The following is a 23,209-nucleotide window of genomic DNA, read 5'->3' as shown; positions in this document are numbered from 1 at the left end:
CGCTGCATCCATGACCCGTGCGCTCGTCCTCGTCGACATCCAGCTCGACTACTTCCCCGGGGGCGCGTTCCCCCTCGTCGAGCCGGAGGCGGCGGCCGCCGCGGCGCGGGAGGTGCTCGATGCGTTCCGTGCCTCGGGTGAGCTGGTCGTGCACGTGTTCCACACCGCGACCGAGGCGGATGCCGGCTTCTTCGTGCCGGGGACGCCGGGTGTCGGGTTCCACCCGCTCGTGGCGCCGGCGGACGGTGAGCCGGTGCTGGAGAAGCACGAGCCGAACAGCTTCGTCGGGACGGGGCTGCAGTCGCTCCTCGCCGATGCCGGGGTCACCGAGCTCGTGGTCGTCGGGATGATGAGCAGCATGTGCGTCGACTCCACGGTGCGGGCGGCGTCGGAGCTCGGGTTCACGGTGACCGTCGTGTCCGACGCCTGCGCGGCGCCGGACCTGACGCTCGGGGACACCACCGTCCCGGGGAACCTGGTGCACGCGTCCTTCATGGCGGCGTTGGACGGCAGCTTCGCGACGGTGGTGCCGCGGCTGGCGTGAGCGCCCGCGCTGGCGTGAGGTGTCGCGGCTGGCGTGAGCGGCCGCGCTGGCGTGACCGCCTGCGCTGGCGCGTCCGGTCATGCTGGGGCGTCCGTCCCGCTCAGCGGATCGGGTAGGGGTACGCCCGCGACCGTCCCTGGAAGGTGAGGATCGCCTCGTTGCGGACGTGACCGTTCTCGATCTCGATCGCCCGGCGGATCGTCTCGGACCCGGTCCACGCCGACGGCCCGGTCATCACCGTCCGGAGGAACGGCATCAGCGCCTCGCTGATCTCCCACGTCGACGAGTTCCAGAGCAGCGACGGGCTGTGGTCCACGGCGTAGTAGTTCGTCGAGTCACCCACGGTGACCATCGGCTCGGCGAACGTGGTGGCTCGTGCCCACTCGAACCCCATGCCCTCGTCCACGGACACGTCGACGATGAGGCTCCCCGGACGGAACGCGTCGAGGTCCTCGGTGCGGAGGTACGTCAGCGGCGCGTTCGGGTCCTGCAGGGTGCAGTTCACGACGATGTCGTTCTCGGCCAGGTACGGGGCGAGGCGCACCGGCCCCTGGTCCGTGTTGACGGTGCTGGCGTGCGGGGCCGCTGCGTCGTGTTCGAAGTGCACGACGTCGACGGACGGGATCGGTGACCCGACCGCGGCCGGGCGGCGGTTCGTGAGCACCCGGACGTCGTGGACCCCGTGCGCGTTGAGCGCGGTGACGGCGCCGCGGGCGGTGGCGCCGAAGCCGATCACGACGGCAGTCAGGCGGCGGCCGTAGTCCCCGGTGGAGCCGCAGAGCTGCATGCCGTGCAGCACCGAGCAGTACCCGGCGAGCTCGTTGTTCTTGTGGAAGACGTGCAGCCCGAAGCCGCCGTCCGGCTGCCAGTGGTTCATGGCCTCCCACGCGATGAGGGTCAGCTGCTTGTCGATCGCGAGCTGGGTGATCTCCTGGTCCTGGACGCAGTGCGGCCACCCCCAGAGGACCTGCCCGTCCCGGAGGTCGGCGAGGTCGGACGCCTGGGGCTTCGGGAGCAGGACGACGTCGGCTGCTGCGAGCACCTCGGCGCGGTCGGCGACGGCGCCGACGAGGGGTGCGATCTGTTCGTCCGGGACGCCGAAACGCAGCCCGTAGCCGCGTTCGACGACCATGGCCGCACGGAGGTCCGCGTCGATGCGGCCGAAGTGCGCGGGGTGGATGGGCAGCCGGTGTTCGTCGGCCTTCCGGGAGGTCGCGACGACGCCGAGGCGCATGAGCCCCGGTGTCGGTTCGGTTTCGGTCATGGTGCACTGTAGGCCCGTCGCATGCCAGGTCGTCGGCGCCCGGTCGTCGTCCGTCGGTACGCTCGTCGGGTGAGCCGCAGCTACCCGTCCACCGTCGCTGCGCCCCTCGAGCACGAGATCGTGATCACGAAGTCGCGGTTCATCACGCACGTGGTCCCCGTGGCGGACGTCGCGGACGCGGACCGGGCGATCGCCGAGGTCCGCCGCGCGGCCTGGGACGCCCGTCACCACTGCACCGCGATGGTCACCGGGGTGCTCGGCGACCAGGCGCGGTCCTCCGACGACGGCGAGCCGTCGGGCACCGCGGGCGTCCCGATGCTCGAGGTGCTGCGCCGTCGGGACCTCACGGACGTCGTGGCGATCGTCACCCGGTACTTCGGCGGCGTGAAGCTCGGCGCCGGCGGGCTCGTCCGGGCGTACTCCACCTCGGTGTCCGAGGCGCTCGACCGGGCGACGGTCGTCCGCCGCGTCGCGCTCACCCGGGTCAGCGTGGACGTCGAGCACGCCGACGCGGGGCGGCTCGACAACGTGCTGCGCTCCTGGGTCGACCACCACGACGCCACCCTCGGGGACACCACGTACGGCGCAGCGGCCACGTTCGAGCTGTGGGTGCCCGCGCAGGAACTCGACGTGCTGCGCGCGGACCTCGCCGCGGCCTCGGCAGGGGCACTCGACCCAGTCGTCGGCGACGCCCGCGTGGTGGACGTCCTCCCATGACCGTCTCACTCGCGGACGACCTGATCGCGGGGCCGTCCGGTCCGGTGCCGCTCCGCCGGTACGAGCCCGCCGCCGTCCGCCCCGGATCACCGACCCTGCTCTGGCTGCACGGTGGGGGCTTCTTCCGAGGTGACCTGGACCTGCCGGAGTCGGACGCCGTCGCCCGGGCACTCGCGGCGCGCGGTGTCCCCGTCGTGACTGTCGACTACCGGCTCTCACCCCTCCCCGGGATGCCGTGGGCGGCGCGGCGTGGGCCCCGTGCGCGGACGCCGTTCCCGCTGGCGCACCGGGAGGTCCTCGCCGCGTACCGCGCGGTCAGCGAGGCCGCCTCCGACGGGGTGGTGCTCGGTGGTGCGAGCGCGGGGGCGTGCTTGGCCGCAGCGGCGGCGCTCGCCGCGTCCGGGACGCCAGCGTCCGACGACCTGCCCGCGCCGGTCGGCGCGTTCCTCGCGTACGGGTTCTTCCACTCCCGCACGCCCCGTGTCCCGGCGATCACCCGGACCGTCCGCGGGCACCGTCGTCTGACGCACGCCCCGTGGGCCCTCGATACCGCGAACCGTGCCCATGCCCGCACCGGCGACGCCCGAGCGGATCCCCGCGCGTTCCCGGGCGGCCATCCGCTCGACGCCTTCCCGCGGACGCTCCTGGTCGACGCGGAGCACGACACGATGCGTGCGTCCGGGGAACGGTTCGCGGCTGAGCTCACCGCCGCGGGTGTCCAGGTCGAGCGGCACGTGCTGGCGGGCAGCAGGCACGCGTTCCTGAACCGCCCCGGCACGCCGGACTCCACACACGCGATCGACCTCGCGTCCGAATGGCTCGCCACGCACGGGCCGGACGCGCCGTCACCGTGACGGCAACGACACCCCGGTCTCCGCGGCCAGCACGTCCAACAGGCGCTCCCGGAAGGCACGATCGTGGACGGCGGGGTGCGGCTCCTGCTGCTCGCCGTGGAACCAGTACCCGCCGCTGACCCGCAGGTCTGGGTCCGTCACGAGGCGTTCCTGCGTCCGGTGCCCCAGCTCGAAGTCGTCGGGTGCGCCCGCGCCGCCCATCTTCGTCGGCACCCACCCGGGGTCGACGGCGTTCGCCAGCACGTCGGGAGCCCAGCGCTCAGCGATGCCTGCGGCGAGCGCCGTCACGAGGAGCTTGGTGTCCGAGTAGCTCGCCGAGTCGGTCGACCCGCTCCAGTTGATCCGGTCGAGTTCCGCGCGGCCACCGCGGTGCATGCCGCTGCTGAGGTACACGTGCCGGGTCGGTGTCGTGAGCAGTGCGGTGAACAGGTAGGGCGCCACCACGTTCACGGGGACGAGCGACCGGCCGGAGATGACGCCGGCGTTGTGCACGACGGCGTCTACCGGCCCATCCGCGTCGAGCCGGGTCGCCGCCGCGACGACCGCCGCACGGTCCGCCAGGTCGACGACGAGCAGCTCGGCCCCGCGGTCGGTCAGCGACGCCAGCGCGGCGGCGCGCTCGTCGTTCCGGGCGTGCACGACGACGTCGTGCCCGTCGTCGAGGAGGGACTGCGCGGTCGCGCGTCCGAGGCCGTCGGTGCTGCCCGTCACGAGGATGCGTGTCATGCGCTCATCCTGCCCGCGCCCACCCGCTAGCGTCGTGCCCGTGACCACCGACCGCTCCCTCGCCGAGCAGGTGCTGCACGAGGTCCACGGCAGGGCACCGGGATGGAGGCTCGGCTCACCGTTCCGGGGCGGGCTGCAGTCCGGCGCGTGGTCGGTCCGGCACGACGACGGACGGACGGCGGTGCTCAAGCTGACGGCCGACGCCGGGTGGGCGCGTCGGGTGACGGCCGCCGCGGGTCCCGTCGCCGCGGTCCGGCGAGCGGGGTACCCGACCCCGGCGTGGTCGGAGGTCGGTACGACCACGACGGGCACCGCGTACGTCCTGCAGGAGTTCTGCCCCGGACGGACCATCGAGCTCGTCGACGAACGCACCGCCGCGGCGATCGTCGACGTCGTCGAGTCGCAGGCCGGCCTCGACCCGGACCCGGGCCGTTCCTGGACCGACTTCGCGCTCGAGCAACTCGGCGACGGCTGGGAGCGCCTCCGTTCCAGCGCCCGGGAGCAGGGCGCCGACCGTCGCCTGCTCGAGGTGTGCGACCGGCTGGCCGACGGTGCCGGCAGTGTCGCGTGGCCGCGGACCGACATGGTGCACGGTGACCTCCGTCCGGCGAACCTCTTGTTCCAGGACGACGTCGTCCGTGGCGTCGTCGACATCGAGGCGATCGGCAGCGGAACCCGCGTCTTCGACTTCGCGACGCTGCTCAGCCACGCGCGGATCACCCCGGCTGCAGTCGAACGCATCGTCACCGCGGGTGCGAGAGCCGCCGAACCCGTCGTGCTCCGCGCCTGTGTCGCGGTCGTCCTCCTCGACCTCGTGCGGTTCACGGGCGAGCGTCTCGGACCGACCCCTCGGGATCGAGTCTCCCAGATCCGGGCACTCACCGAGCGCGCGGAGACGATCCAGCGACTCACTCCCTAGCCGAGCGCGCCCCGCTCCGCGATCGCCCGGTTCGCTGCCGCGATCGCTGCCCGGTCCTCGTCGCTGAGCCCGGCCCGGCGCAGGATCCGCTCGAGGACCTCGCTCTTCGCCGCCATGTACGCGTCGATGTCCGCCCCGGTCTCGGCCGCGCGGAGCTTGACCATGCCGTACTCGTCGCGGAGCGCGCGATCGGACCGCAGGACGTCGCGCACCGCGAGGTGGTTCCGGAGCGCCAGCGACCCCGCCGTCACGACGTACGTGTTGCTGGGCCGGAAGCGCTCCGGCGTGACGAAGGCGACCCGGCCGGGCACGCCGACGGCGCCGGACGGCTCGAACCCGATCCGTCCGAGCGCTCGCACTGCGAGATCGATGTCCGGGGCGTCCACCACGACGTCGACGTCGATCACCGGTTTCGCCGCGAGCCCCGGCACGGCCGTGCTCCCGACGTGTTCGATCGCGATCGGCGTCAGTCCAGACGCGCCGAGCGCGGCCGCGTACGCATCCCGCAGCTCGCCGAACCGCCCGGCCCACGCCTCCCGGTACGCCACCACCCGCACGTTCGCCACGTCCGCGACGCTACCCGCCGCGAAGTGGTGCGCGGCGGCGGCCGGCGGAGCGAGCGGGTTCAGGGCGCGCGACGCACCGTGGGGCGGCTGCGGCGGCCGGACGTGAGCCAGGTGCCCAGCGTGACGACGACCGGCAGGCCGAGCGCGAGGAGCACGAGCATCGTCCAGTCGGGCGCGAAGGGGGTGTGCGTCACACCGACGGCCGAGTCCGCGAACCGGAGCGTGAGCGCGCGGATCGGGAGCAACCCGAGAGCCGTGCCGATCACCGCGCCGACCGCCGAGAGGATCGCCGCCTGCCAGGTGGAGATCCGCCGGCGCAGGCGCGGTGCCGCCCCCACGGCGTCGAGCACCTCGTCGTCGCGCCGGCCGTCTGCCCGCGCCAGGCCGACCGCGACACCGGTCGCGCCGATCGTCACGGCGGCAGCGAGCGCCAGGGCGACGGCCATCACCGGGGCCGAACCGTCGACCGGTCCGGCCTCGTAGCCGAAGGCCGGACCGCCCCACAGGTCGCGGTCCGCTCCCCCGCGGCCCTGCCACGCCGAGTTCAGGTCGTCCCACTGCGCCGTCGTGAGCTGCCCGGGCAGGCGGGTGACGAGCATGCCGTCAACCGTCGGCACGCCGTGCTGCCGAGCGGTCTCGGGGGTCATGAATACCCCGACCATGATCCGTGGGCTCTGCACGTCGAGCACCGCTGGGATGCTGACGCTCGCATCCGGTCGGGTGTCACCGGTCGGGAGTGGGTCGTCCCACTTCCGGTCCTCGAAGCTGTCGATGCGGACCATACCGTCGCGGAAGTACTCCGGCCAGAGCGAGACCGCCTTGCCGGAGGCGAGCGCTTCCGAGACGGCAGCCGAGGTGCGGTGCCCGGTGAGCACCGCGAGGTCGTCCGCGGTGCCCGCCCAGATGTGCGGGGCGGTGCTGTCCGTGGACTGCAGGAACCGGGAGCACCCTGTCGTGTCGTTCGTCGGGCAGTCGCGCTGCTCCCAGACGTGCGGGAGCGTCTGTGTGCCGGGCTGCTCGGTCGTCTGCTCCTGCGCGACGCCGAGCACCCGGATGCGGTCGTGGTCGAGCACGTGGCCGAGGACCTCGGCCGCGTGCCGGGTCACCGCCGCGTCGTAGCCGCCGTTGGTCACGGAGACGTCGGCGGTGGCGACGCCGACGGCCGTGCGGTACTCGTAGTCGCGGACGAACGCGGCGTGCGACGACGCGGTCCAGGTCATCACGACGGACGCGACGAACACCACGCTCATGACGCTGGCGAGCACGGGGACGGTGCGGATCGGGTTGCGTCGGGCGTCCCGAGCCGCGAGTCGCGACGCCAAACCGAGTCGCTCCGTGGCGCGGGAGACGGCTCCGAGCACCTCGGGCGCGCACAGGACCACGCCGAGCTGGACGAGGCACGGACCGAGCGCGACCCCGGCGCCGACGATCCAGGCGAGGTCGTCGTGCTGCACCGGGCGGTCGTTGAGCATCAGCACGCCGACACCGCAGGCGAGGGTCATCACGCCCCCGACCACGACGAGCACGGGACCCCAGATCCGTCGCCGGACGCGGGTCTTCCGGCTGGGGGTGACCGGCCGTCGGGAACCGCGCAGGGCGCTGAGGACGTCGATGCGGGTCGCAGCGCGCGCGGCGACGAGCGACGAGACGAGTCCGGCGAGCACCCCGGCACCGGCGATCGCGAGCAGCAGGAGCGCGGGGACGTGGAAGCCCGGGTAGGACGTCACGTCGCCGTTGTCGAGCACGCCGAACGCGACCCGTCCGATGCCGACGCCGGCCGCGACGCCGAGGACGGCCGCCGTGACCCCGAGCACCAGGCCGGAGCCGGCGACGACGGTCCGGACGAACCGCCGGTCGCCGCCGACGCTCGCGAGGATCGCGTAGGAGCGGGAGTCCGCGCGGGTCCCGACGAGGAAGGCGGCACCGGCGAGGAGCGCGACCTCGAAGAGTGCGAACACGCCGATCAGCGTGAGGCCGGCGAGGTACCAGTTCATCCCGCTGCCCTGCCCACCGACGCGGTCGTCCGGCGGGTCGAGGACCACCGGGCGGGACTCGACGACGATGCCGTGCGCGTTGAGCGCGTGGATCTCCGACCACGTCGGGGCGTCGGTCGCGAGGTACACGGTGAGGTCGTACGGTTCCACAGCGGTGGCGTCCGCCGCGTTGCCGAGCGTCGTCCCCCATGGCAGGAACACGCCCTGGACGTCCGGGACGGACCCGAGGTCGCGCATGGTCCCGGTGATGGTGAACCGCTTCGTCATCGGGTCGGTGACGTCGACGGTGTCGCCGACGCGGGCGTCGAGCCGCTGGAGCGTCGCCGGCGTGACCATGAGCTCGGCGGGCGTCGTCGGCGCCCGGCCGCTCAGGACGCGCCAGTGCCCGTCGAGGGCGTCGTCCCACGTGCTGCCCTCGGTCCCCGGCAGCGCGACGGGCCCCTTCGGCCCGTCCACGACGACGTTCGTCGAGCCCACCGGGATCGAGACCGCGCCGGCCGGGACGTGGTCGAGTACCGACGCCCACGGCTGGTCGGCATCGGAGGAGCGGAACGCCGGGGAGTTCCGGCGCGTGTCGGTGACCTGCCAGTCGACCGGGTCCTGCCGCATGCCCGACAGGTCCGGCCCGACGACCCGCATCTGGGCGGCCGCGTGCCCGAGGGAGTAGTCCAGCCTCTCGGTCGTCGTCGCCTGGGTCGACTGCACCACGACCGCCGCCGCCGCGAAGCCCGCGGTCGGGACGCCGATGAGCGCGACGATCAGCGCCGCGCGTCCGAGCCTGGCGAAGGCGAGCCGTCGCCCGAGTCGGACCGCCGACCGGAGCGCGAGCGGCGTCCGGACCACGAGGTCCGGTCGCGCTGCTGCCGATCGACGGAGGCCCCGGGCGGAGTCCCGTCGGCCGCTCACGAGCCGGACCGTCCGTGCGCGAGGGTCAGCTCGACGCCGGAGTACGCCGTCTCGTCCACGATCCGTCCGTCGCGGAGGAAGACGATCCGGTCCGCCCACGCCGCGTGCCGCGCGTCGTGCGTGACGAGGAGTGCTCCGGCACCGGCGTCGACGTGCCGGCGGAGCATCCGCAGCACCACCTCCCCGGTCTGGGAGTCGAGCGCGCCGGTCGGTTCGTCGGCGAGCACGAGCCGACGGTCGCCGACGACGCCGCGGGCGATCGCCACGCGCTGCTGCTGCCCGCCGGAGAGGTCGTCCGGGTAGGCGTCCATGCGGTGCGCGAGTTCCACGTTGTCGAGCGCGAGTTCGGCGGCGCGCCGGGCGCGGCTCGGCTTCCACCCGTCGAGCTCCAGCGGGAGCGCGACGTTCTCGGCAGCCGTGAGCGACGGGATGAGGTTGAAGTCCTGGAAGACGAACCCGACGAGCCGTCGGCGCAGTGCCGCGAGGTCCCGTGCCGGACGGTCGGACAGCCAGTCGCCGTCGATGACGACCTCGCCGCTCGTCGGCGGGAGCAGGGTTCCGGCGCACGCCAGCAGCGTGGACTTCCCGGAGCCGGACGTGCCCATCACGGCGACCATCTCGCCCCGGGCCACCCGCAGGTCGATGCCGGCGAGCGCCGTGACGGCCTTGGCACCGGAGCCGTACTGCACGCTGACGGCGTCGAGCTCGAGGAGCGGCACGACCGTCGACCCCGTCGCGGTCACCGGGCACCTCCCGCGGAGCCCGCAGCCGCAGCAGACGCAGCAGACGCAGCAGACGACGAAGTCGTGGGCGCGGCCGACGGACGGTACCGCGCGACGGAGGACTCGACGTGGTCGAGCCACCGCACCTCGGACTCCGCCTGGAACACCATCGACTCCAGGACCAGTGACCATGCGAGGTCCGCCGCCGGGTCCGCCGAGCGCTTCAGCCGGGTCAGGTCCTGCAGGTTCCGCAGTGCCGCGGCACGCTGCACCTGCACGAGTCGAGCGACGTCGACGCCGGGCACGGTCACCGCGAGCGCGAACTTGATCGCGAGCTCGTCCCGGCCGCGCTTGGCCGGCACCGGCTCGCTGAACCAGCGGGCGACCTCCTCGTGGCCCGCGTCCGTCGCCGTGTAGACGACGTGTCCGTCGTCGTCGGCGTCGCCGCGGGCCACGAGGCCGTCCCGCTCGAGGCGGTCGAGCGTCGTGTAGACCTGGCCGATGTTCAGCGGCCAGGTCCCGCCGGTCCTGTGCTCGAACTCCCCCCGGAGTTGGTACCCGTACCCGGGTCCTCCCACCAGCAGCGCGAGTACACCCATCCTGACGCTCATGCGATCCCCCTCGCGGTCGTGTCCGTCGTGACGTCGTCCTCGTGGACGACGGCTCCGGACATACCGAGTATGCCCATACCCGGTATGCATGTGCAAGACCCCGCATCGAGGCCGACCAGATCGAGCACCCGGCACCCGTCGGGCGACGGTCGGACCGACCCCTCGGGATCGAGGCTCGCAGATGCGGGCACTCACCGAGCGCGCGGAGACGATCGAGCGACTCACTCCCGAGCCGAGCGCGGCGCGAGAGGCCGACCCGCCACAGTGCCCGGTGCGCGTTCCTTCCCATGGCATCCGCGCTGGAAGGTCGAATCGGGCTCGGGCAGTCGAAAGAACCGACCCCCTACGCGCGATTCAACTCACCACGCGCGAAGTGCCCCACCACACACCCGCACACGCCCGGCACGCGCCACCCGCCACCCGGCACCCGTCACCCCGCGACGAGCAGGTACCCCGCCAGGACGAACCCGCACACCGCGATCGCGATCCGCAGCGGCGTCTGCGGCACCCGGCGGGCGACGGACGGCCCGATCAGACCACCGATCACGGCCCCCGCCCCGAGCGGCCACACCATCGCCCACACCACGGTCCCGGACACCGCGAACAGCACCGCGGGCACGATGTCGGCCGCGAGCAGCAGCACGTTCTTGAGCGCGTTCGCCCGGTGCAGCACGGGCTCGCCGTCGAGCAGCATCACCGCGATCATCAGCACGCCGGACCCCGCCCCGAAGTAGCCGTTGTAGAGCGACACGGCTGAGACGCTCGCGGCGGCGGAGCCACGGCGCATCCGCGCGGCTCCCCGGCGGCGGTCGATCCAGGGCTGCGCAAGGAGCAGCACGGACCCTGCGGCGACGAGGAACGGCACGATCCGGTCGAACACGTGCGCCGGCGTCACGAGGAGGAGCACCGCGCCGACGGCGGACACGACGACCGTCACCGGGAGCCACCGCCGCAGCGTCGCGCCGTGCCCGTCGAGGTCGCCGCGGGCCCGGAGCGCTGAACTCGCACCACTGCCGAGCAACGCGACGGAGTTCGTCACGTTCGCGGCGAGTGCCGGCACCCCGACGGCGAGGAGCGCCGGGTACGCCACGAGCGACGTGATCCCACCGGCCGTGCCGATGACCCCGGCGACGACCCCGGCGGCGAGCAGGAACAGCGCGGTCGTCACCCTGGTCCGTCGCTCACGGCGGCGAGGAGGGGCACCACGACGTCGCTGATCGGGGTGGGGATGCCGTGGGCGCGTCCGAGCCGACGGACGACGCCGTTGCGGACGTCCCACTCGAGCGGGTGGCCGGCGTCGCGGTCGGCGAGGATCGAGGTGCCGGAGTCGGCGGGTGCGTCGACGAAGCCCGCGACGACGGCGGGCGCCACGTCGTCCCCGAGGTCCGCCCCGACGGCACGGCCGACCACGACGCACTCCCGCGCGTAGGCGAGGGCGAGCTCGGCGACGTCCGGCCGGCCGAACACCCCGGCACGGCGGCCCGTCAGCGCCATGAGTCCCGCCACGGCGTTCTGCACGAGCTTCCGCCAGGCGACGGACGTGAAGTCGGCCGCGAGCTCGACCGAGCAGCGCGACCCGTCCAGGACGTCGCGAACGACTGCTGCGGCCGGCGTGTCCGGCAGCGTCAGCCGAGCCGGCGCGAGCAACCGCACGGCGCCGTCCGGCTCGCCGACGGCGGGGAACCAGACCACGGCGGGGACGACCTGCGCGCTCCCGGCGTACGGCGTGACGGCCGCGACCTGTTCGACGCCGTTCTGCAGCACGCACACGACGGTGTCCGGCCCGCACAGCGCGTCGAGCCACCCGGCGGCCGCCGCCACCTGGGTCGCCTTCACCGCGAGGAACACCACGTCGACCGGCCGAGCAGGAACCGACACGGCCGGAGCAGCAACCGACACGGCCGGAGCGGGAACCGACACGGCCGGAGCAGGAACCGACACGGCCGGAGCAGGACCAACGCCGACGACCGGCCCCGGCACCACGATCCGGCGGTCGTCGACGAGGAGCGTGACGTCGGCACGCGCTCGTCGCCCGTACAGCGCCGGCGTCCTGCCGACCTCGTGGAGCGCCGCCGCGACGGTCGTCCCGATCGCGCCGGGACCCACGACGGCGACGGAACGGTTCACACCCCATGGCTACCGTAAAACGGGCCCGCGCGCCATGGGACGATGGCACCATGACCGCCACGCTCGTCGCCAAGGGCCTCGCCGGCGGCTACGCCGCACGCACGCTGTTCGACTCCCTCGACCTGACGGTCGCACCCGGTGACGTGATCGGGGTCGTCGGCGTGAACGGCGCCGGCAAGTCGACGCTGCTCCGGCTGCTGGCGGGCGTCGACGAACCCCTCGCCGGCACGGTGTCGCTCGCCCCGACCGACGCCTTCGTCGGCTGGCTCCCCCAGGAGCACGAGCGCGTCGCCGGCGAGACGGTCGCGGCGTACCTGGCCCGGCGAACGGGCTGCGCCGCGGCCACCGCCGAGATGGACACCGCTGCTGCGGCGCTCGGGGACCCGGACGCCGGGGCCGACGCCGCCGACCGCTACTCCACCGCGCTCGACCGATGGCTCGCCTCGGGAGCCGCGGACCTCGACGAACGCGTCCCGGTCGTCCTCGCGGACCTCGGGCTCACCGTCGACACGACGGCGCCGATGACCGCGCTCTCCGGCGGGCAGGCGGCACGGGTGGGCCTCGCGGCGCTCCTGCTCTCCCGGTTCGACATCGTGCTCCTCGACGAGCCGACGAACGACCTCGACCTCGACCTCGACGGGCTCCGCCGCCTCGAGGACTTCGTGCACGGCCTCCGCGGCGGTGCCGTCCTGGTCAGCCACGACCGGGAGTTCCTCGCCCGCTCGGTCACCGCGGTCCTCGAGCTGGACCTGGCACAGTCCTCGAACCGGCTCTTCGGGGGTGGCTACGACGCGTACCTCGAAGAGCGCGAGATCGCCCGGCAGCACAAGCGCGACGCGTACGACGAGTTCGCCGCGACGAAGGCCGACCTGGTGTCCCGTGCCCGCACGCAGCGGGAGTGGTCGAGCCAGGGCGTCCGGAACGCGATGAAGAAGGCACCGGACAACGACAAGATCCGCCGCAAGGCCGCGTCCGAGTCGAGCGAGAAGCAGGCGCAGAAGGTCCGGCAGATGGAATCGCGCATCGCCCGCCTCGACGAGGTCGAGGAGCCCCGCAAGGAGTGGCAGCTCGAGTTCACGATCGGCCAGGCCCCGCGCAGCTCCGCCGTCGTCGCGACCCTGTCCGACGCCACGTTCACGCAGGGCGACTTCACGCTCGGCCCGGTGACGCTGCAGGTCGACGGCGGCGACCGCATCGGCATCACCGGCCCGAACGGCGCCGGCAAGTCGACGCTCCTCCGCGCACTCCTCGGCAAGCAGGCACCGGCGACGGGCACGGCGAGCACCGGGGCGAACGTCGCGATCGGCGAGATCGACCAGGCGCGCGGGCTCTTCACCGGCACCGAGCCGCTCGCCGTGCTCTTCGAGGACCTCGTCCCGGAGATGGCCACAGCCGAGGTCCGCACGCTCCTGGCGAAGTTCGGCCTCAAGGCAGACCACGTCGGCCGCGCCGCCGGCGAGCTCTCCCCCGGCGAACGCACCCGTGCCGGGCTGGCCCTGCTGCAGGCCCGCGGGGTGAACGTCCTCGTGCTCGACGAGCCGACGAACCACCTCGACCTCGCCGCGATCGAGCAGCTCGAGCAGGCGCTCGACTCCTACGACGGCACCCTCCTGCTCGTCACGCACGACCGCCGGATGCTCGAGACGGTCCGTCTGGACCGCCAGTGGCGTGTCGAGGCGGGTCACGTGACGGAACGCTGAGACCGCCGGACGGGAGGCCCGGTGCCGGCCCGCACCGAGCCTCCCGTCCGGTGGTGACGCGCGCTCACCGCCCGAACCGGCCACCGCACGTCGGCGTCAGTGGCCGGGCGCCTCGGCGATGAACTCGTCGCGGGTGACGCCCACCAGGGCGGTCGTCGCCGTCGCGGCCGCAGCCGCGTCGCCCGCGGCCAGCGCCCGTCCGACGGCCTCGTGCCGGGCTGCGGCGGCGCCCGTCCACCGGGTGATGGTGTCGCGGGACTCGGAGGTGCGGGTGCGGAGCAGTGCCTCGAGGGTGGTCGCGAAGTGCGCGAAGACGGTGTTCCCGGAGCCGGTGAGGAGCGCGCGGTGGAAGCGGACGTCGGCCTCGAGGTAGGCGGTCCCGTCCCCGGACCGTGCGGCGTCCACCATGTCGAGCGCGGCGGCGAGCACCGGGGCTGTGGCACCGGTGCCGCGGGTCGCCGCGAGGGAGGCGGCGACGGGTTCGATCCCGAGGCGGAGCTCGAGGAGCTCCCGCTGCTGCACGAAGTACCCGCTCGAGGCACCGCGCCACCGGATCACCTCGGGCGCGAGCAGCTCCCACGACGTCGGCGGGAGCACCTGGGTGCCGACGCGCTGCCGGGGCTCGACCAGGCCGAGGGACTGGAGGACGCGGAGCGCCTCGCGCACCACCGAGCGCGAGACGCCGAACTCCGCGGTGACGTCCTCGGGTCGGAGCACCGTGCCGGCGACGACCGCTCCGGCGACGATCCGCTGGCCCAGCGTCTCGAGCACCTGCGCGTGCAGGCCGCGTGGGGTCGTCATCGTTCCTCCGTGCAGTACGTCGTGCGCGTCGGTGTGACGCGATCTCCATCAGACCGGCAGACTGCGCGGACGGGAGTGCGCCGCGCGGCAGATCGCCATGTAGTCTGATTAATCAGATTATTGAGTGACGGCGTGACGCGCCAGCACCACCGAGAACCAAGGCGACGGAGCCACGCATCAGCGGCTCCAGGAAGGGGCACCGATGCCTCACCCCCTCACCGCGAGCGGCCCGGTCACCAGCACCGTGCTCGCCGCCGGGACCGAGACGGTCAAGGCCGCCGGCACCGTGCCGCAGCTCGTGATCGCAGCGCTGGCCGGCGTCGTCGTGATCATCGTCCTGATCACCTGGCTCAAGATCCACCCGTTCATCGCCCTGACGATCGGCGCGATCGGCGTCGGCATCGGTGCCGGCCTCGCCCCGGCGAAGGCGGTCGAGAGCTTCGGCACCGGATTCGGCGACACGATGACGAGCGTCGGCATCCTGGTCGGCCTCGGGTCGATGTTCGGCAAGATGCTCGTCGACTCGGGCGCTGCCGACCGGGTCGTGGACACGCTCGTCCGGAAGTCGTCGAAGGCGCTGCTGCCCTGGACGATGGCGCTCATCGGGGCACTGATCGGCCTGCCGATGTTCTTCGAGGTCGGCCTCGTGCTCCTCATCCCGATCATCGTCCTCGTCGCCAAGCGCAGCGAGGTCCCGGTCATGAAGATCGCGGTCCCGGCGCTCGTCGGCCTCTCCACGATGCACGCGTTCGTGCCGCCGCACCCCGGCCCGCTCGTCGCGATCTCCACCGTCGGGGCGAACCTCGGCACCACGCTGGCGTTCGGCATCGTGCTGGCGATCCCGGTGATCATCCTCTCCGGGCCGCTCTTCGCCACCTTCGCGGCCCGCTGGGTCCCGATCCCCGCGCCGGACCTGTTCGGGTCGCGCGGCGGCTCCGAGTCCGGTTCGGGCTCCGGCGGCGGCTCCGGCGCCGGCGCCGGCTCGGATCCCGCGCACGAAGGCCGTCAGGCCCGACGCGGACGGCCCTCGCAGGACACCGCGTCGCTCCCGAACGGCAAGAGCGACTTCACGCGGACCATCACCGAACCGCGCAGCCCGTCCTTCACGGTCGCGCTCATCGGCATCCTGCTGCCCGTCGTGCTCATGCTCGCCGCGGCCATCCGTGAAGCAACGGTCCCCGACGCCTCCGGCACCTGGGTGGGTCTGCTCGACTTCCTCGGCACGCCGATGATCGCCATCGGCCTCGCCGCGCTCTACGCGATCGTCTTCTTCGCGATCGGCGGCGGCATGGACCGGTCCGCGGTGTCGAAGTCCCTCGAGAGCGCGCTGCCGCCCGTCGCCGGGGTGCTCCTCATCGTCGGTGCCGGTGGTGGGTTCAAGCAGGTGCTCATCGACACCGGGATCGGCGGGGTGATCGCCGACGCGGTGAAGGACTCCGGCGTCTCGGTGCTCCTCGTCGCGTGGGTCGTGTCCGCGCTCGTCCGTGTCGCGACCGGCTCCGCCACCGTCGCGACCGTCACCGCCGCGGGCATCATGGCCCCGATCGCGCAGGGGCTGTCCACGCCCGAGACCTCGTTGCTCGTCCTGGCGATCGGCGCCGGCTCGGTGTTCCTCTCGCACGTCAACGACGCCGGGTTCTGGCTGGTGAAGAGCTACTTCAACATGACCGTCGGGCAGACGTTCAAGACGTGGACGGTCCTGGAGTGCCTGATCTCCGTGTTCGGGTTGCTCGGGGTCCTGCTGGCCGGGGTGTTCATCTCGTGAGCGACTCGACCGATTCCGCTGCGCTCGATGCCCGCGTCCTCGTGGTGATGGGGGTCTCCGGCTCCGGCAAGTCCACCGTCGCCGCGATGGTCGCCGAACGACTCGGGTGGGACTTCGCCGAGGGCGACTCGATGCACCCGCCGGCGAACGTCGACAAGATGCACGCCGGCATCCCCCTCGACGACGAGGACCGGTGGCCCTGGCTCGACGTGGTCTCCGGCTGGATCGACGACCACCTGGCAGACGGCTCACACGGGGTCGTGACCTGCTCGGCGCTGAAGCGCTCGTACCGCGACGTCCTCCGGGCACCGGGGGTGGTGTTCGTGCACGTCGCCGGGGACGGGGCGCTCATCGAGGAGCGGATGTCCGCACGCACAGGGCACTACATGCCGACGTCGTTGCTCGCGTCCCAGCTCGCGATCCTCGAGCTCCCGGGGTCCGACGAGGCGCACATCACGATCGCCGCCGACCGCACCCCGTCCGAGGAGGCCACTGAGGTCATCGCCCGCCTGGCGCTGGCTCCCGCGCGCTGACCCCCGCGCGCTGACGCCGTGGGCTGACCCGGCTCGGCGCCCGCTACCGGCGGGCGCCGCGCCGCGTCCGCGGCCCGCGGAGCCGCAGTCGCATCGTCACCGTGCCGAGCCACCGGTCGTACTTGTAGCCGACCTTGCCCATCCGCCCGATCTCCTCGAAGCCGAGCCGCTGGTGCAACCGGATCGAGGCGTCGGCGGACCGGTCGGCGATGACCGCGACGACCTCGCGCACGCCGGCGGCCCGGCACTCGTCGAGCAGCGCCTCCATCAGCGCGCGTCCGAGCCCCTTGCCGCCGGACGCCGGCCCCAGGTAGATCGAGTTCTCCACGACGTGGTTCGACCGGTCGCGCGGGTTCCACGGGTCGACGAGGGCGTACCCGAGGATCTGCCCGGACGGGTTCACCGCGACGAGGAAGGGCAGCTTCCGCCTCCGGATCTCGTCGTAGCGCTGCTTCCACGCCGCGAAGGACAGCACCGACCCGTCGAACGTCACCGACGAGTTCCGCACGTAGTGCGAATGGATGTCACGGATGTCCGGCAGGTCCGACGGCTCCGCAGCGCGGATCGACCAGACGAACGCGGTCTCCGACGGGGCCGGCGCACGCAGATGACGCGGCAGCACCCGCCGCTGGCGGTATTCCTCCTCGAGCACGCTCCGAGCCTACGGGTCCCGCCCGACGCGCGGGGCAGGGTCGCGTCCGACGCCTGGTCACGGATCCGGCCTGGAGGCTCGTCACACCCGCGCGGGCAGCGTCCAGTCGACGGGGTCGGCACCCTGGGCGACGAGCAGCTCGTTCACCTGCGAGAAGGGACGGCTGCCGAAGAACCCGCGGGAGGCACTCAGCGGGCTCGGGTGCGCCGATGCGACGACCGGGGTGTCCCCGAGGAACGGCCGGACGGACCCGGCCTGGGCGCCCCAGAGCACCGCGACGAGCGGCTTCCCGCGGGCGACCAGGGCCCGGACGGCCTGCTCGGTGACCCGCTCCCAGCCCTTGTTCCGGTGGCTGCCGGCGTCCCCCGCTCCGACGGTGAGCACCCGGTTGAGCAGCATCACGCCGCGCGAGGACCACGGGCGGAGGTCGCCGTGCTCGGGCGGGGTCACCCCGAGGTCGTCGTGCAGCTCACGGTAGATGTTCGCCAGGCTGCGCGGGACCGGGCGGACGCCGGGGTCGACCGCGAAGGACAGCCCGATCGGGTGCCCGGGCGTCGGGTACGGGTCCTGCCCGATGACGAGGACCTTCACGTCGTCGAACGGGTACTCGAAGGCGCGGAGCACCGACGCGCCCGCCGGCAGGTACGGACGACCGGCGGCGGTCTCCTCGCGGAGCCAGGCACCGATGCGGTGCACGTCGTCCTCCACCGGGGCGAGCGCGGTCGCCCAGCCGGGATCGACCAGGTCGGCGAGCGGGACGGGCTGCATCGGGGTGTCGGTGCGCTGCTACGCGCCCATGGTCCCGACGGAGACCGACTCGTCGCCGGCCACCACCCGCCACACGCTGCCGGAGCCGCGGACCTCGAGCGCGCCCTCGCCGACGACGAGTGCGGTGTCCTCGTCGATGGCGAGACCCGCCGTGACGAACTCGGCTTCCGCGCTGGCGATGAGCCGCGCGAGGGTGCCGGCCTGCACCGCGTGCACGTCGATGGTGAGGTCGACCAGGCCGAGGCCCTCGCGGAGCTCCACCTCGTCGAGACCTTCGGACGCGCCCTCCGGGCAGACCTCGACGCCGCCGACGCGCCAGCCGCCGAGGAGCGCGCGGTCGGAGGCGATCATCGCGCCGGCCGAGTAGCCGAGGTAGGGCAGCCCGTCCGAGACGAGCAGCCGGATCTGGTCCACGAGCGGCGCGATGGCGTCGAGGTAGTCCGGGGTGCGGCCGCCGCCGATGACGAGCGCGTCGATGTCGCTGAGGACGGCGGTGCTGAACGGCTGGCCGGGCGCGACCTCGGTCACGAGGACCTCCGCGGCACGGGCGCCGCCGAGGGTCTCCGCGATGTCCGCGGTGGACGAGGGGCTCGAGCCGTCCGGGCCGGCGACCGAGAGGAGCCCGATGCGCGGGACGGTGCGGCCGACCGCGGCGGACCTGGCGGTCGCCTCGGCGAGGAAGGGAGCAGCGGCGTCGGACGCGGCGAGGAGTCCGCCGCCGACGAGGTGGATGCTCACGACTCGGCCGTCACGGGCGCGAGGGCGCTCCAGGGGAACGTGATCCAGCCGTCGACGCGACGCCAGACGTGGTCGGGCTCGAGGACGGTGCCCGGCTTGGAGTAGAGGCACGCGCTGCGGACGTCGGCGCCGGCCTTCGCGATGATGTCCACGACGAGGGCGAGGGTGCGCCCGGAGTCGGAGACGTCGTCCACGACGAGGACGCGCTTGCCCGCCAGGCTCGGGGCGTCGAGCGCCGGTGCGAGCACGACGGGCTCTTCGAGGCGCTGCTCGACGTCGGTGTAGAACTCGACGTTGATCGAGCCGCACTCCTTGGTGCCGAGCGCGTAGGCGACGGCCCCGGCGATGATGAGTCCGCCGCGGGCGACGGCCACCACGACCTCGGGTTCGAACCCGGCGGAGAGGACGTCCTTCGCGAGGAGTCGTGCCGCGTCGCCGAACTCGAGCCAGCCCAGGACCTCTGGCCCGCTCGTCACGGTCACGACAGCGGGCGACGGGGACTCGGCGGGTTCGCTGCTGATCGGCATCCGACCACGGTACCGGCAGGGATGCCACTGCCGCGACCCGCAGTCGCCGCCCGGGCGCGTGCGGACGCGAGCCCGGGCGGTCCGGTGCCGCTCAGGACTTGGGCGACAGGTGTCCGCGCGCGAGCTTGTGCTGCGCCGACTGCGCGACCGGACGGATCGTGATGAGGTCGAGGTTCACGTGGGCGGGCAGCTCGACCGAGTGCACGATCGCCGCCGCGACGTCGTCAGCCGTCAGCGGGTCCTCGACGCCGTCGTACACCGCGGCGGCCTTGGCCTCGTCGCCGCCGAACCGGACGAGCGCGAACTCGTCGGTCTTCACCAGGCCCGGGGCGATCTCGACGACGCGGATCGGTTCGCCGTTCAGCTCGAGCCGCAGCGCGCCGACGAGCGCGTGCTCGGCGAACTTCGCCGCGTTGTACCCGCCGCCGTTCTCGTAGGCGGTGAAGCCCGCGGTGCTCGTCACGGTGACGATGTCGGCGCTCCCGGCATCGGCAGCGCGACGGCGCAGCTGCGGGAGCAGTGCCGCGATGACGCGCTTCGTGCCGATCACGTTGACCTCGAACATCGCGCGCCAGTCGTCGACGTCGGAGTCCTCGACGCTCGCGGACCCGAAGGCGCCGCCGGCGTTGTTGACGAGCACGTCGGCTCCCCCGAGCTCTGCGACGCGCGCAGCGAGCGCCGCCACGTCCTCGGCCACCGTGATGTCGGCCACGAGGGTGTCGGCGCCGGTCTCCTCGGCGAGCGCCGCGAGCCGTTCGGCGCGTCGGGCGACGGCCAGCACGTCCCATCCGTGCGCGGTGAACAGACGGACGGTGGCCGCCCCGATCCCCGAGCTCGCTCCCGTGACGACGACGCGACGTGCCATGTGCTTCCTCCAGCGCAGGTCAGATCCGACACCGATGCGATGTCCGGACAACCGTACCGAACCGCGCACATCACGATCCGGTAACGTGACCGCCGATGACGACGGACGCTGCGCCCCCGGCACCCTCGACCCCGGACACGAGGCTCGAACCCGGGAAGACCCCTCGCCGGATCCCGATGTGGGACACCGCGCGGTTCATCGCGGTGACGCTCGTGGTGATCGGCCACGCGATCCAGCGACAGACGACGGCGAGCGAGCACGCCCTCGCGCTGTACACGTTCATCTACGCGTTCCACATGCCGGCGTTCGGTGTGATCAGCGGGTACTTCTCGTCCGCGGACACCCCGACGGCGAAGCGGATGCGCCGGACGATCACCGACATCGTCGTGCCGTACATCATCATGCAGACGATCTGGACCGTGGTGCAGGCGCTGGTCGAGGGCGGGAAGAAGTTCAACCCGACCCAGCCGACGTGGACGCTCTGGTTCCTGCTCGCCCTCGGGATCTTCAAGCTGATCCTGCCGTACCTCGCGCAGCTGCGGTGGCCGCTGTTCTGGGCCGTCGTGTTCAGCATCGGCGTCGGGTACTTCGACAACGTCGACTCGACGCTCTCGCTGTCGCGGGCGATCAGCCTGCTGCCGTTCTTCCTGCTCGGGTGGCAGGTGAAGCAGTGGGGCGTGTTCGACCGCTGGTACGAGGCGTCCCGGCGCACCGTCGTCCGGGTCCGGGTCGCCGCCGGGATCGTGTTCCTGGCGTGGGCGGTGTCCTGCGCGCTGTGGATCCCGCAGTTCAAGGAGTTCGACCTGCACCACTGGTTCTTCTACGACGACTCCTACTCGGGGCTCGGCGAGGACGCGTGGTGGGCCGGTGCGGTGCGCTTCGGGCTGATGCTCCTCGCGACGCTGCTGACGGCGTCCTTCCTGGTGCTGGTCCCCCGGCGGAACGTCTGGATCACGCAGTTCGGCGCAGCGACCATGTACGTCTACCTGCTGCACACGTTCGTGCTCTACCCGATCCGTGAGTCCGGCGTCCTGGCCGGACCGCACTCCGCGTGGCCGTTCGTGCTCCTCATGGTCGTCATCGCCTGCGCAGTGAGCCTGTTCCTGGCGCAGCCGTTCGTCCGCCGCGGCATGCACTGGCTCCTCGAGCCGAACGTGCGCTGGTTGTTCCGGCAGTGACATCTCCGCGCAGGCGTCGACATGCGTTACGTCACGAGACGGGGGCGGTGGTGCCGGACCGGCCACGTCCGTAGCGTGTGCGACGACGTGAAGGCGCGCCGTTCCTCCCGACCGGCGCCCACGGCGACCCGACGACCAGCTGCACGGACAGGAGCACGAGATGACCGAGAACGACGCCGCGCAGTGGCGGTTCGAGACCACGCAGGTCCACGCCGGCGCACAGCCGGACCCGACCACGGGTGCCCGGGCCACGCCGATCTACAAGACGACCTCGTACGTCTTCGCGAACTCGGACGAGGCGCGTGACCTCTTCGCCCTCGCCAAGCCGGGCAACATCTACTCGCGCATCATGAACCCGACGAACGACGTCCTCGAACAGCGCATCGCGGCGCTCGAGGGTGGTTCCGGTGCGCTCCTCGTCGCCTCCGGCCAGGCCGCCGAGACGTACGCCGTGCTGAACATCGCGCAGGCCGGCGACCACATCGTGTCGTCGTCGTCGATCTACGGCGGCACCTACAACCTGTTCAAGTACACGCTGGCGCGCCTCGGCATCGAGACCACCTTCGTCGAGGACCAGGACGACCCCGAGGAGTGGCGCCGTGCGGTCCGCCCGAACACGAAGCTGTTCTTCGCGGAGACCATCGGCAACCCGAAGATCAACGTCCTCGACATCACCACCGTCGCGAACATCGCGCACGAGTCCGGCGTGCCGCTCATCGTCGACAACACGATCGCGACGCCGTACCTGATCCGTCCGTTCGAGCACGGGGCCGACATCGTGGTGCACTCCGCGACGAAGTTCCTCGGTGGACACGGCACCGTCATCGGCGGCGTCATCGTCGACGGCGGCACCTTCCCGTGGTCGCAGCACCCGGAGAAGTTCCCCGAGTTCAACACGCCGGACCCCTCCTACCACGGGGCCGTCTTCGCCGAGGCGGTCGGCAACTCGCTGGCCTACATCATCAAGGCGCGCGTGCAGCTGCTCCGCGACCTCGGTGCCTCGAGCTCCCCCGACACGGCGTTCGCGCTGCTGCAGGGCATCGAGACGCTCTCGCTCCGCATCGAACGCCACGTCGCGAACGCGCAGGAGATCGCGGAGTGGCTCGACCGCCACCCCGACGTCGCCACGGTCGCGTACGCCGGGCTGCCGACCTCGCCCTGGTACGGCGCCGCCACGCGGTACGCGCCGAAGGGCGTCGGCGCGGTGCTGTCGTTCGAGCTCAAGGGCGGTGTCGACGCGGGCCGGGCGCTCGTGGACAACCTGTCGCTGTTCTCGCACCTCGCGAACATCGGCGACGTGCGCTCGCTCGTCATCCACCCGGCGTCCACGACGCACTCGCAGCTCACGCCCGAGCAGCAGCTGACGACCGGTGTCACGCCGGGGCTCGTCCGCCTGTCGGTCGGCATCGAGAACGTCGAGGACCTCAAGGCGGACCTCGAGGCCGGGCTCGCCGCAGCCCGTGCCGTCGCGCAGGAGGGCCTCCGCGCGTAGCGCCGCCCGCGCTCCCGACCCGCGCTCCCGACGCGCACTCCCGACGCGGACTCCCGACGCGCGCTCCCGACGCGCGCTCCCGACCCAGAACGACGAGGTCGCTGTCGTACGACAGCGACCTCGTCGTTCCCTCGCGTGTGCAACTGTTGCACCCGCCGGACAGCGACGTCCCCGTCGTCGTACGACAGCGACGGTGTCGCCCCCCGCGGACGCGACGACCGCGGCGGAGCCGAGCCGAGC

General features: G+C 72.8%; 23 protein-coding genes. 9 read left to right on the top strand and 14 right to left on the bottom strand.

Translation table 11 applies throughout. From position 1 onward, the window contains the following. Window positions 1–10: 10 nt before the first annotated feature. Window positions 11–544: a cysteine hydrolase family protein gene (locus EDF24_RS16085; protein WP_123704202.1), complete on the top strand. Its 534-nt coding sequence runs from the start codon at window positions 11–13 to the stop codon at window positions 542–544. Between the two features lie 100 nt (window positions 545–644). On the opposite strand, the gene EDF24_RS16080 is transcribed toward EDF24_RS16085, so the two are convergent. Continuing rightward, window positions 645–1,808: a N(5)-(carboxyethyl)ornithine synthase gene (locus tag EDF24_RS16080; protein ID WP_123704200.1), complete on the bottom strand. Its 1,164-nt coding sequence runs from the start codon at window positions 1,806–1,808 to the stop codon at window positions 645–647. A 69-nt stretch (window positions 1,809–1,877) separates the two neighbouring features. Here EDF24_RS16080 and EDF24_RS16075 point away from each other — a divergent pair, with 69 nt between their 5' ends. Together EDF24_RS16075 and EDF24_RS16070 are read left to right on the top strand one after the other, a co-directional pair. Continuing rightward, window positions 1,878–2,525 carry a YigZ family protein gene (locus EDF24_RS16075; RefSeq protein WP_260233474.1) on the top strand — a complete coding sequence of 216 codons (648 nt, stop codon included), beginning with the start codon at window positions 1,878–1,880 and terminating at the stop codon, window positions 2,523–2,525. After that, window positions 2,522–3,379 carry an alpha/beta hydrolase gene (locus tag EDF24_RS16070; protein ID WP_123704196.1) on the top strand — a complete coding sequence of 286 codons (858 nt, stop codon included), beginning with the start codon at window positions 2,522–2,524 and terminating at the stop codon, window positions 3,377–3,379. Before EDF24_RS16075 ends, EDF24_RS16070 begins: the two co-directional genes overlap by 4 nt. Here the strand turns inward: EDF24_RS16070 and EDF24_RS16065 are convergent. Continuing rightward, window positions 3,371–4,105 (bottom strand): SDR family NAD(P)-dependent oxidoreductase, encoded by a 735-nt coding sequence (locus EDF24_RS16065; protein ID WP_123704194.1) that lies wholly within the window; start codon window positions 4,103–4,105, stop codon window positions 3,371–3,373. The genes EDF24_RS16070 and EDF24_RS16065 overlap by 9 nt on opposite strands. A 40-nt stretch (window positions 4,106–4,145) precedes the next feature. On the opposite strand from EDF24_RS16065, the gene EDF24_RS16060 reads away from it, so the two are divergent. After that, window positions 4,146–5,024 carry an aminoglycoside phosphotransferase family protein gene (locus tag EDF24_RS16060; protein ID WP_185021698.1) on the top strand — a complete coding sequence of 293 codons (879 nt, stop codon included), beginning with the start codon at window positions 4,146–4,148 and terminating at the stop codon, window positions 5,022–5,024. Here the strand turns inward: EDF24_RS16060 and EDF24_RS16055 are convergent. The 6 genes from EDF24_RS16055 to EDF24_RS16030 all read right to left on the bottom strand — a co-directional run bounded on the left by EDF24_RS16055 (window position 5,021) and on the right by EDF24_RS16030 (window position 11,950). Further along, window positions 5,021–5,590 (bottom strand): GrpB family protein, encoded by a 570-nt coding sequence (locus tag EDF24_RS16055; RefSeq protein WP_260233473.1) that lies wholly within the window; start codon window positions 5,588–5,590, stop codon window positions 5,021–5,023. The two genes, EDF24_RS16060 and EDF24_RS16055, sit on opposite strands and share 4 nt — an antisense overlap. Before the next feature lie 59 nt (window positions 5,591–5,649). Further along, window positions 5,650–8,490: an ABC transporter permease gene (locus EDF24_RS16050; protein ID WP_123704190.1), complete on the bottom strand. Its 2,841-nt coding sequence runs from the start codon at window positions 8,488–8,490 to the stop codon at window positions 5,650–5,652. Continuing rightward, on the bottom strand, window positions 8,487–9,233 hold the full coding sequence (locus EDF24_RS16045; RefSeq protein WP_123653643.1) for an ABC transporter ATP-binding protein: 747 nt from the start codon (window positions 9,231–9,233) through the stop codon (window positions 8,487–8,489). Before EDF24_RS16045 ends, EDF24_RS16050 begins: the two co-directional genes overlap by 4 nt. Beyond that, window positions 9,230–9,823 (bottom strand): PadR family transcriptional regulator, encoded by a 594-nt coding sequence (locus EDF24_RS16040; protein WP_165931514.1) that lies wholly within the window; start codon window positions 9,821–9,823, stop codon window positions 9,230–9,232. Before EDF24_RS16040 ends, EDF24_RS16045 begins: the two co-directional genes overlap by 4 nt. A gap of 430 nt (window positions 9,824–10,253) precedes the next feature. Then, entirely contained in the window at window positions 10,254–10,991 is a 738-nt protein-coding gene (locus EDF24_RS16035; protein WP_123653644.1) for a sulfite exporter TauE/SafE family protein, read from the bottom strand. Beyond that, window positions 10,988–11,950, bottom strand: coding sequence for an oxidoreductase (locus tag EDF24_RS16030; RefSeq protein WP_123704186.1), 963 nt, complete (start codon window positions 11,948–11,950; stop codon window positions 10,988–10,990). The genes EDF24_RS16035 and EDF24_RS16030 overlap by 4 nt, the downstream gene beginning before the upstream one ends. A 50-nt stretch (window positions 11,951–12,000) precedes the next feature. Here EDF24_RS16030 and EDF24_RS16025 point away from each other — a divergent pair, with 50 nt between their 5' ends. Next, window positions 12,001–13,650 (top strand): ABC-F family ATP-binding cassette domain-containing protein, encoded by a 1,650-nt coding sequence (locus EDF24_RS16025; protein ID WP_123704185.1) that lies wholly within the window; start codon window positions 12,001–12,003, stop codon window positions 13,648–13,650. A gap of 96 nt (window positions 13,651–13,746) precedes the next feature. Here EDF24_RS16025 and EDF24_RS16020 read toward each other — a convergent pair whose 3' ends face one another. After that, window positions 13,747–14,451 carry a FadR/GntR family transcriptional regulator gene (locus EDF24_RS16020; protein WP_123704183.1) on the bottom strand — a complete coding sequence of 235 codons (705 nt, stop codon included), beginning with the start codon at window positions 14,449–14,451 and terminating at the stop codon, window positions 13,747–13,749. Window positions 14,452–14,653: 202 nt separating this feature from the next. Between EDF24_RS16020 and EDF24_RS16015 the strand changes: the two genes are divergently transcribed. Continuing rightward, entirely contained in the window at window positions 14,654–16,216 is a 1,563-nt protein-coding gene (locus EDF24_RS16015; protein WP_123704181.1) for a GntP family permease, read from the top strand. Then, a complete protein-coding gene (locus EDF24_RS16010; RefSeq protein ID WP_311316812.1) occupies window positions 16,213–16,749 on the top strand; it encodes a gluconokinase in 537 nt (178 codons plus the stop codon). The genes EDF24_RS16015 and EDF24_RS16010 overlap by 4 nt, the downstream gene beginning before the upstream one ends. A 43-nt stretch (window positions 16,750–16,792) precedes the next feature. Here the strand turns inward: EDF24_RS16010 and EDF24_RS16005 are convergent, their stop codons facing one another. The 5 genes from EDF24_RS16005 to EDF24_RS15985 form a co-directional block, all read right to left on the bottom strand. Further along, window positions 16,793–17,401, bottom strand: a complete 609-nt coding sequence (locus EDF24_RS16005) for a GNAT family N-acetyltransferase (protein ID WP_123653649.1) — start codon at window positions 17,399–17,401, stop codon at window positions 16,793–16,795. Window positions 17,402–17,482: 81 nt separating this feature from the next. Then, window positions 17,483–18,169: a uracil-DNA glycosylase gene (locus EDF24_RS16000; protein ID WP_123704179.1), complete on the bottom strand. Its 687-nt coding sequence runs from the start codon at window positions 18,167–18,169 to the stop codon at window positions 17,483–17,485. Window positions 18,170–18,187: 18 nt separating this feature from the next. Then, window positions 18,188–18,907, bottom strand: a complete 720-nt coding sequence (locus EDF24_RS15995; RefSeq protein WP_185021697.1) for a Type 1 glutamine amidotransferase-like domain-containing protein — start codon at window positions 18,905–18,907, stop codon at window positions 18,188–18,190. Further along, entirely contained in the window at window positions 18,904–19,434 is a 531-nt protein-coding gene (locus EDF24_RS15990; protein ID WP_185017108.1) for a phosphoribosyltransferase, read from the bottom strand. Before EDF24_RS15990 ends, EDF24_RS15995 begins: the two co-directional genes overlap by 4 nt. 91 nt (window positions 19,435–19,525) lie before the next feature. Further along, window positions 19,526–20,299: an SDR family oxidoreductase gene (locus EDF24_RS15985; protein ID WP_123653652.1), complete on the bottom strand. Its 774-nt coding sequence runs from the start codon at window positions 20,297–20,299 to the stop codon at window positions 19,526–19,528. 95 nt (window positions 20,300–20,394) lie between these two features. Between EDF24_RS15985 and EDF24_RS15980 the strand changes: the two genes are divergently transcribed. Both EDF24_RS15980 and EDF24_RS15975 read left to right on the top strand, forming a co-directional pair. After that, a complete protein-coding gene (locus EDF24_RS15980; protein WP_123704175.1) occupies window positions 20,395–21,477 on the top strand; it encodes an acyltransferase family protein in 1,083 nt (360 codons plus the stop codon). A 160-nt stretch (window positions 21,478–21,637) separates the two neighbouring features. Further along, on the top strand, window positions 21,638–22,969 hold the full coding sequence (locus EDF24_RS15975; RefSeq protein WP_123653654.1) for a bifunctional o-acetylhomoserine/o-acetylserine sulfhydrylase: 1,332 nt from the start codon (window positions 21,638–21,640) through the stop codon (window positions 22,967–22,969). Window positions 22,970–23,209: the final 240 nt, after the last annotated feature.

The sequence above is a fragment of the Curtobacterium sp. PhB130 genome, assembly GCF_003755165.1.
Taxonomy (GTDB): Bacteria; Actinomycetota; Actinomycetes; order Actinomycetales; family Microbacteriaceae; genus Curtobacterium.
Note: the sequence above shows the minus strand (reverse complement) of the source record. Positions and strands in the feature narration are given on the sequence as shown.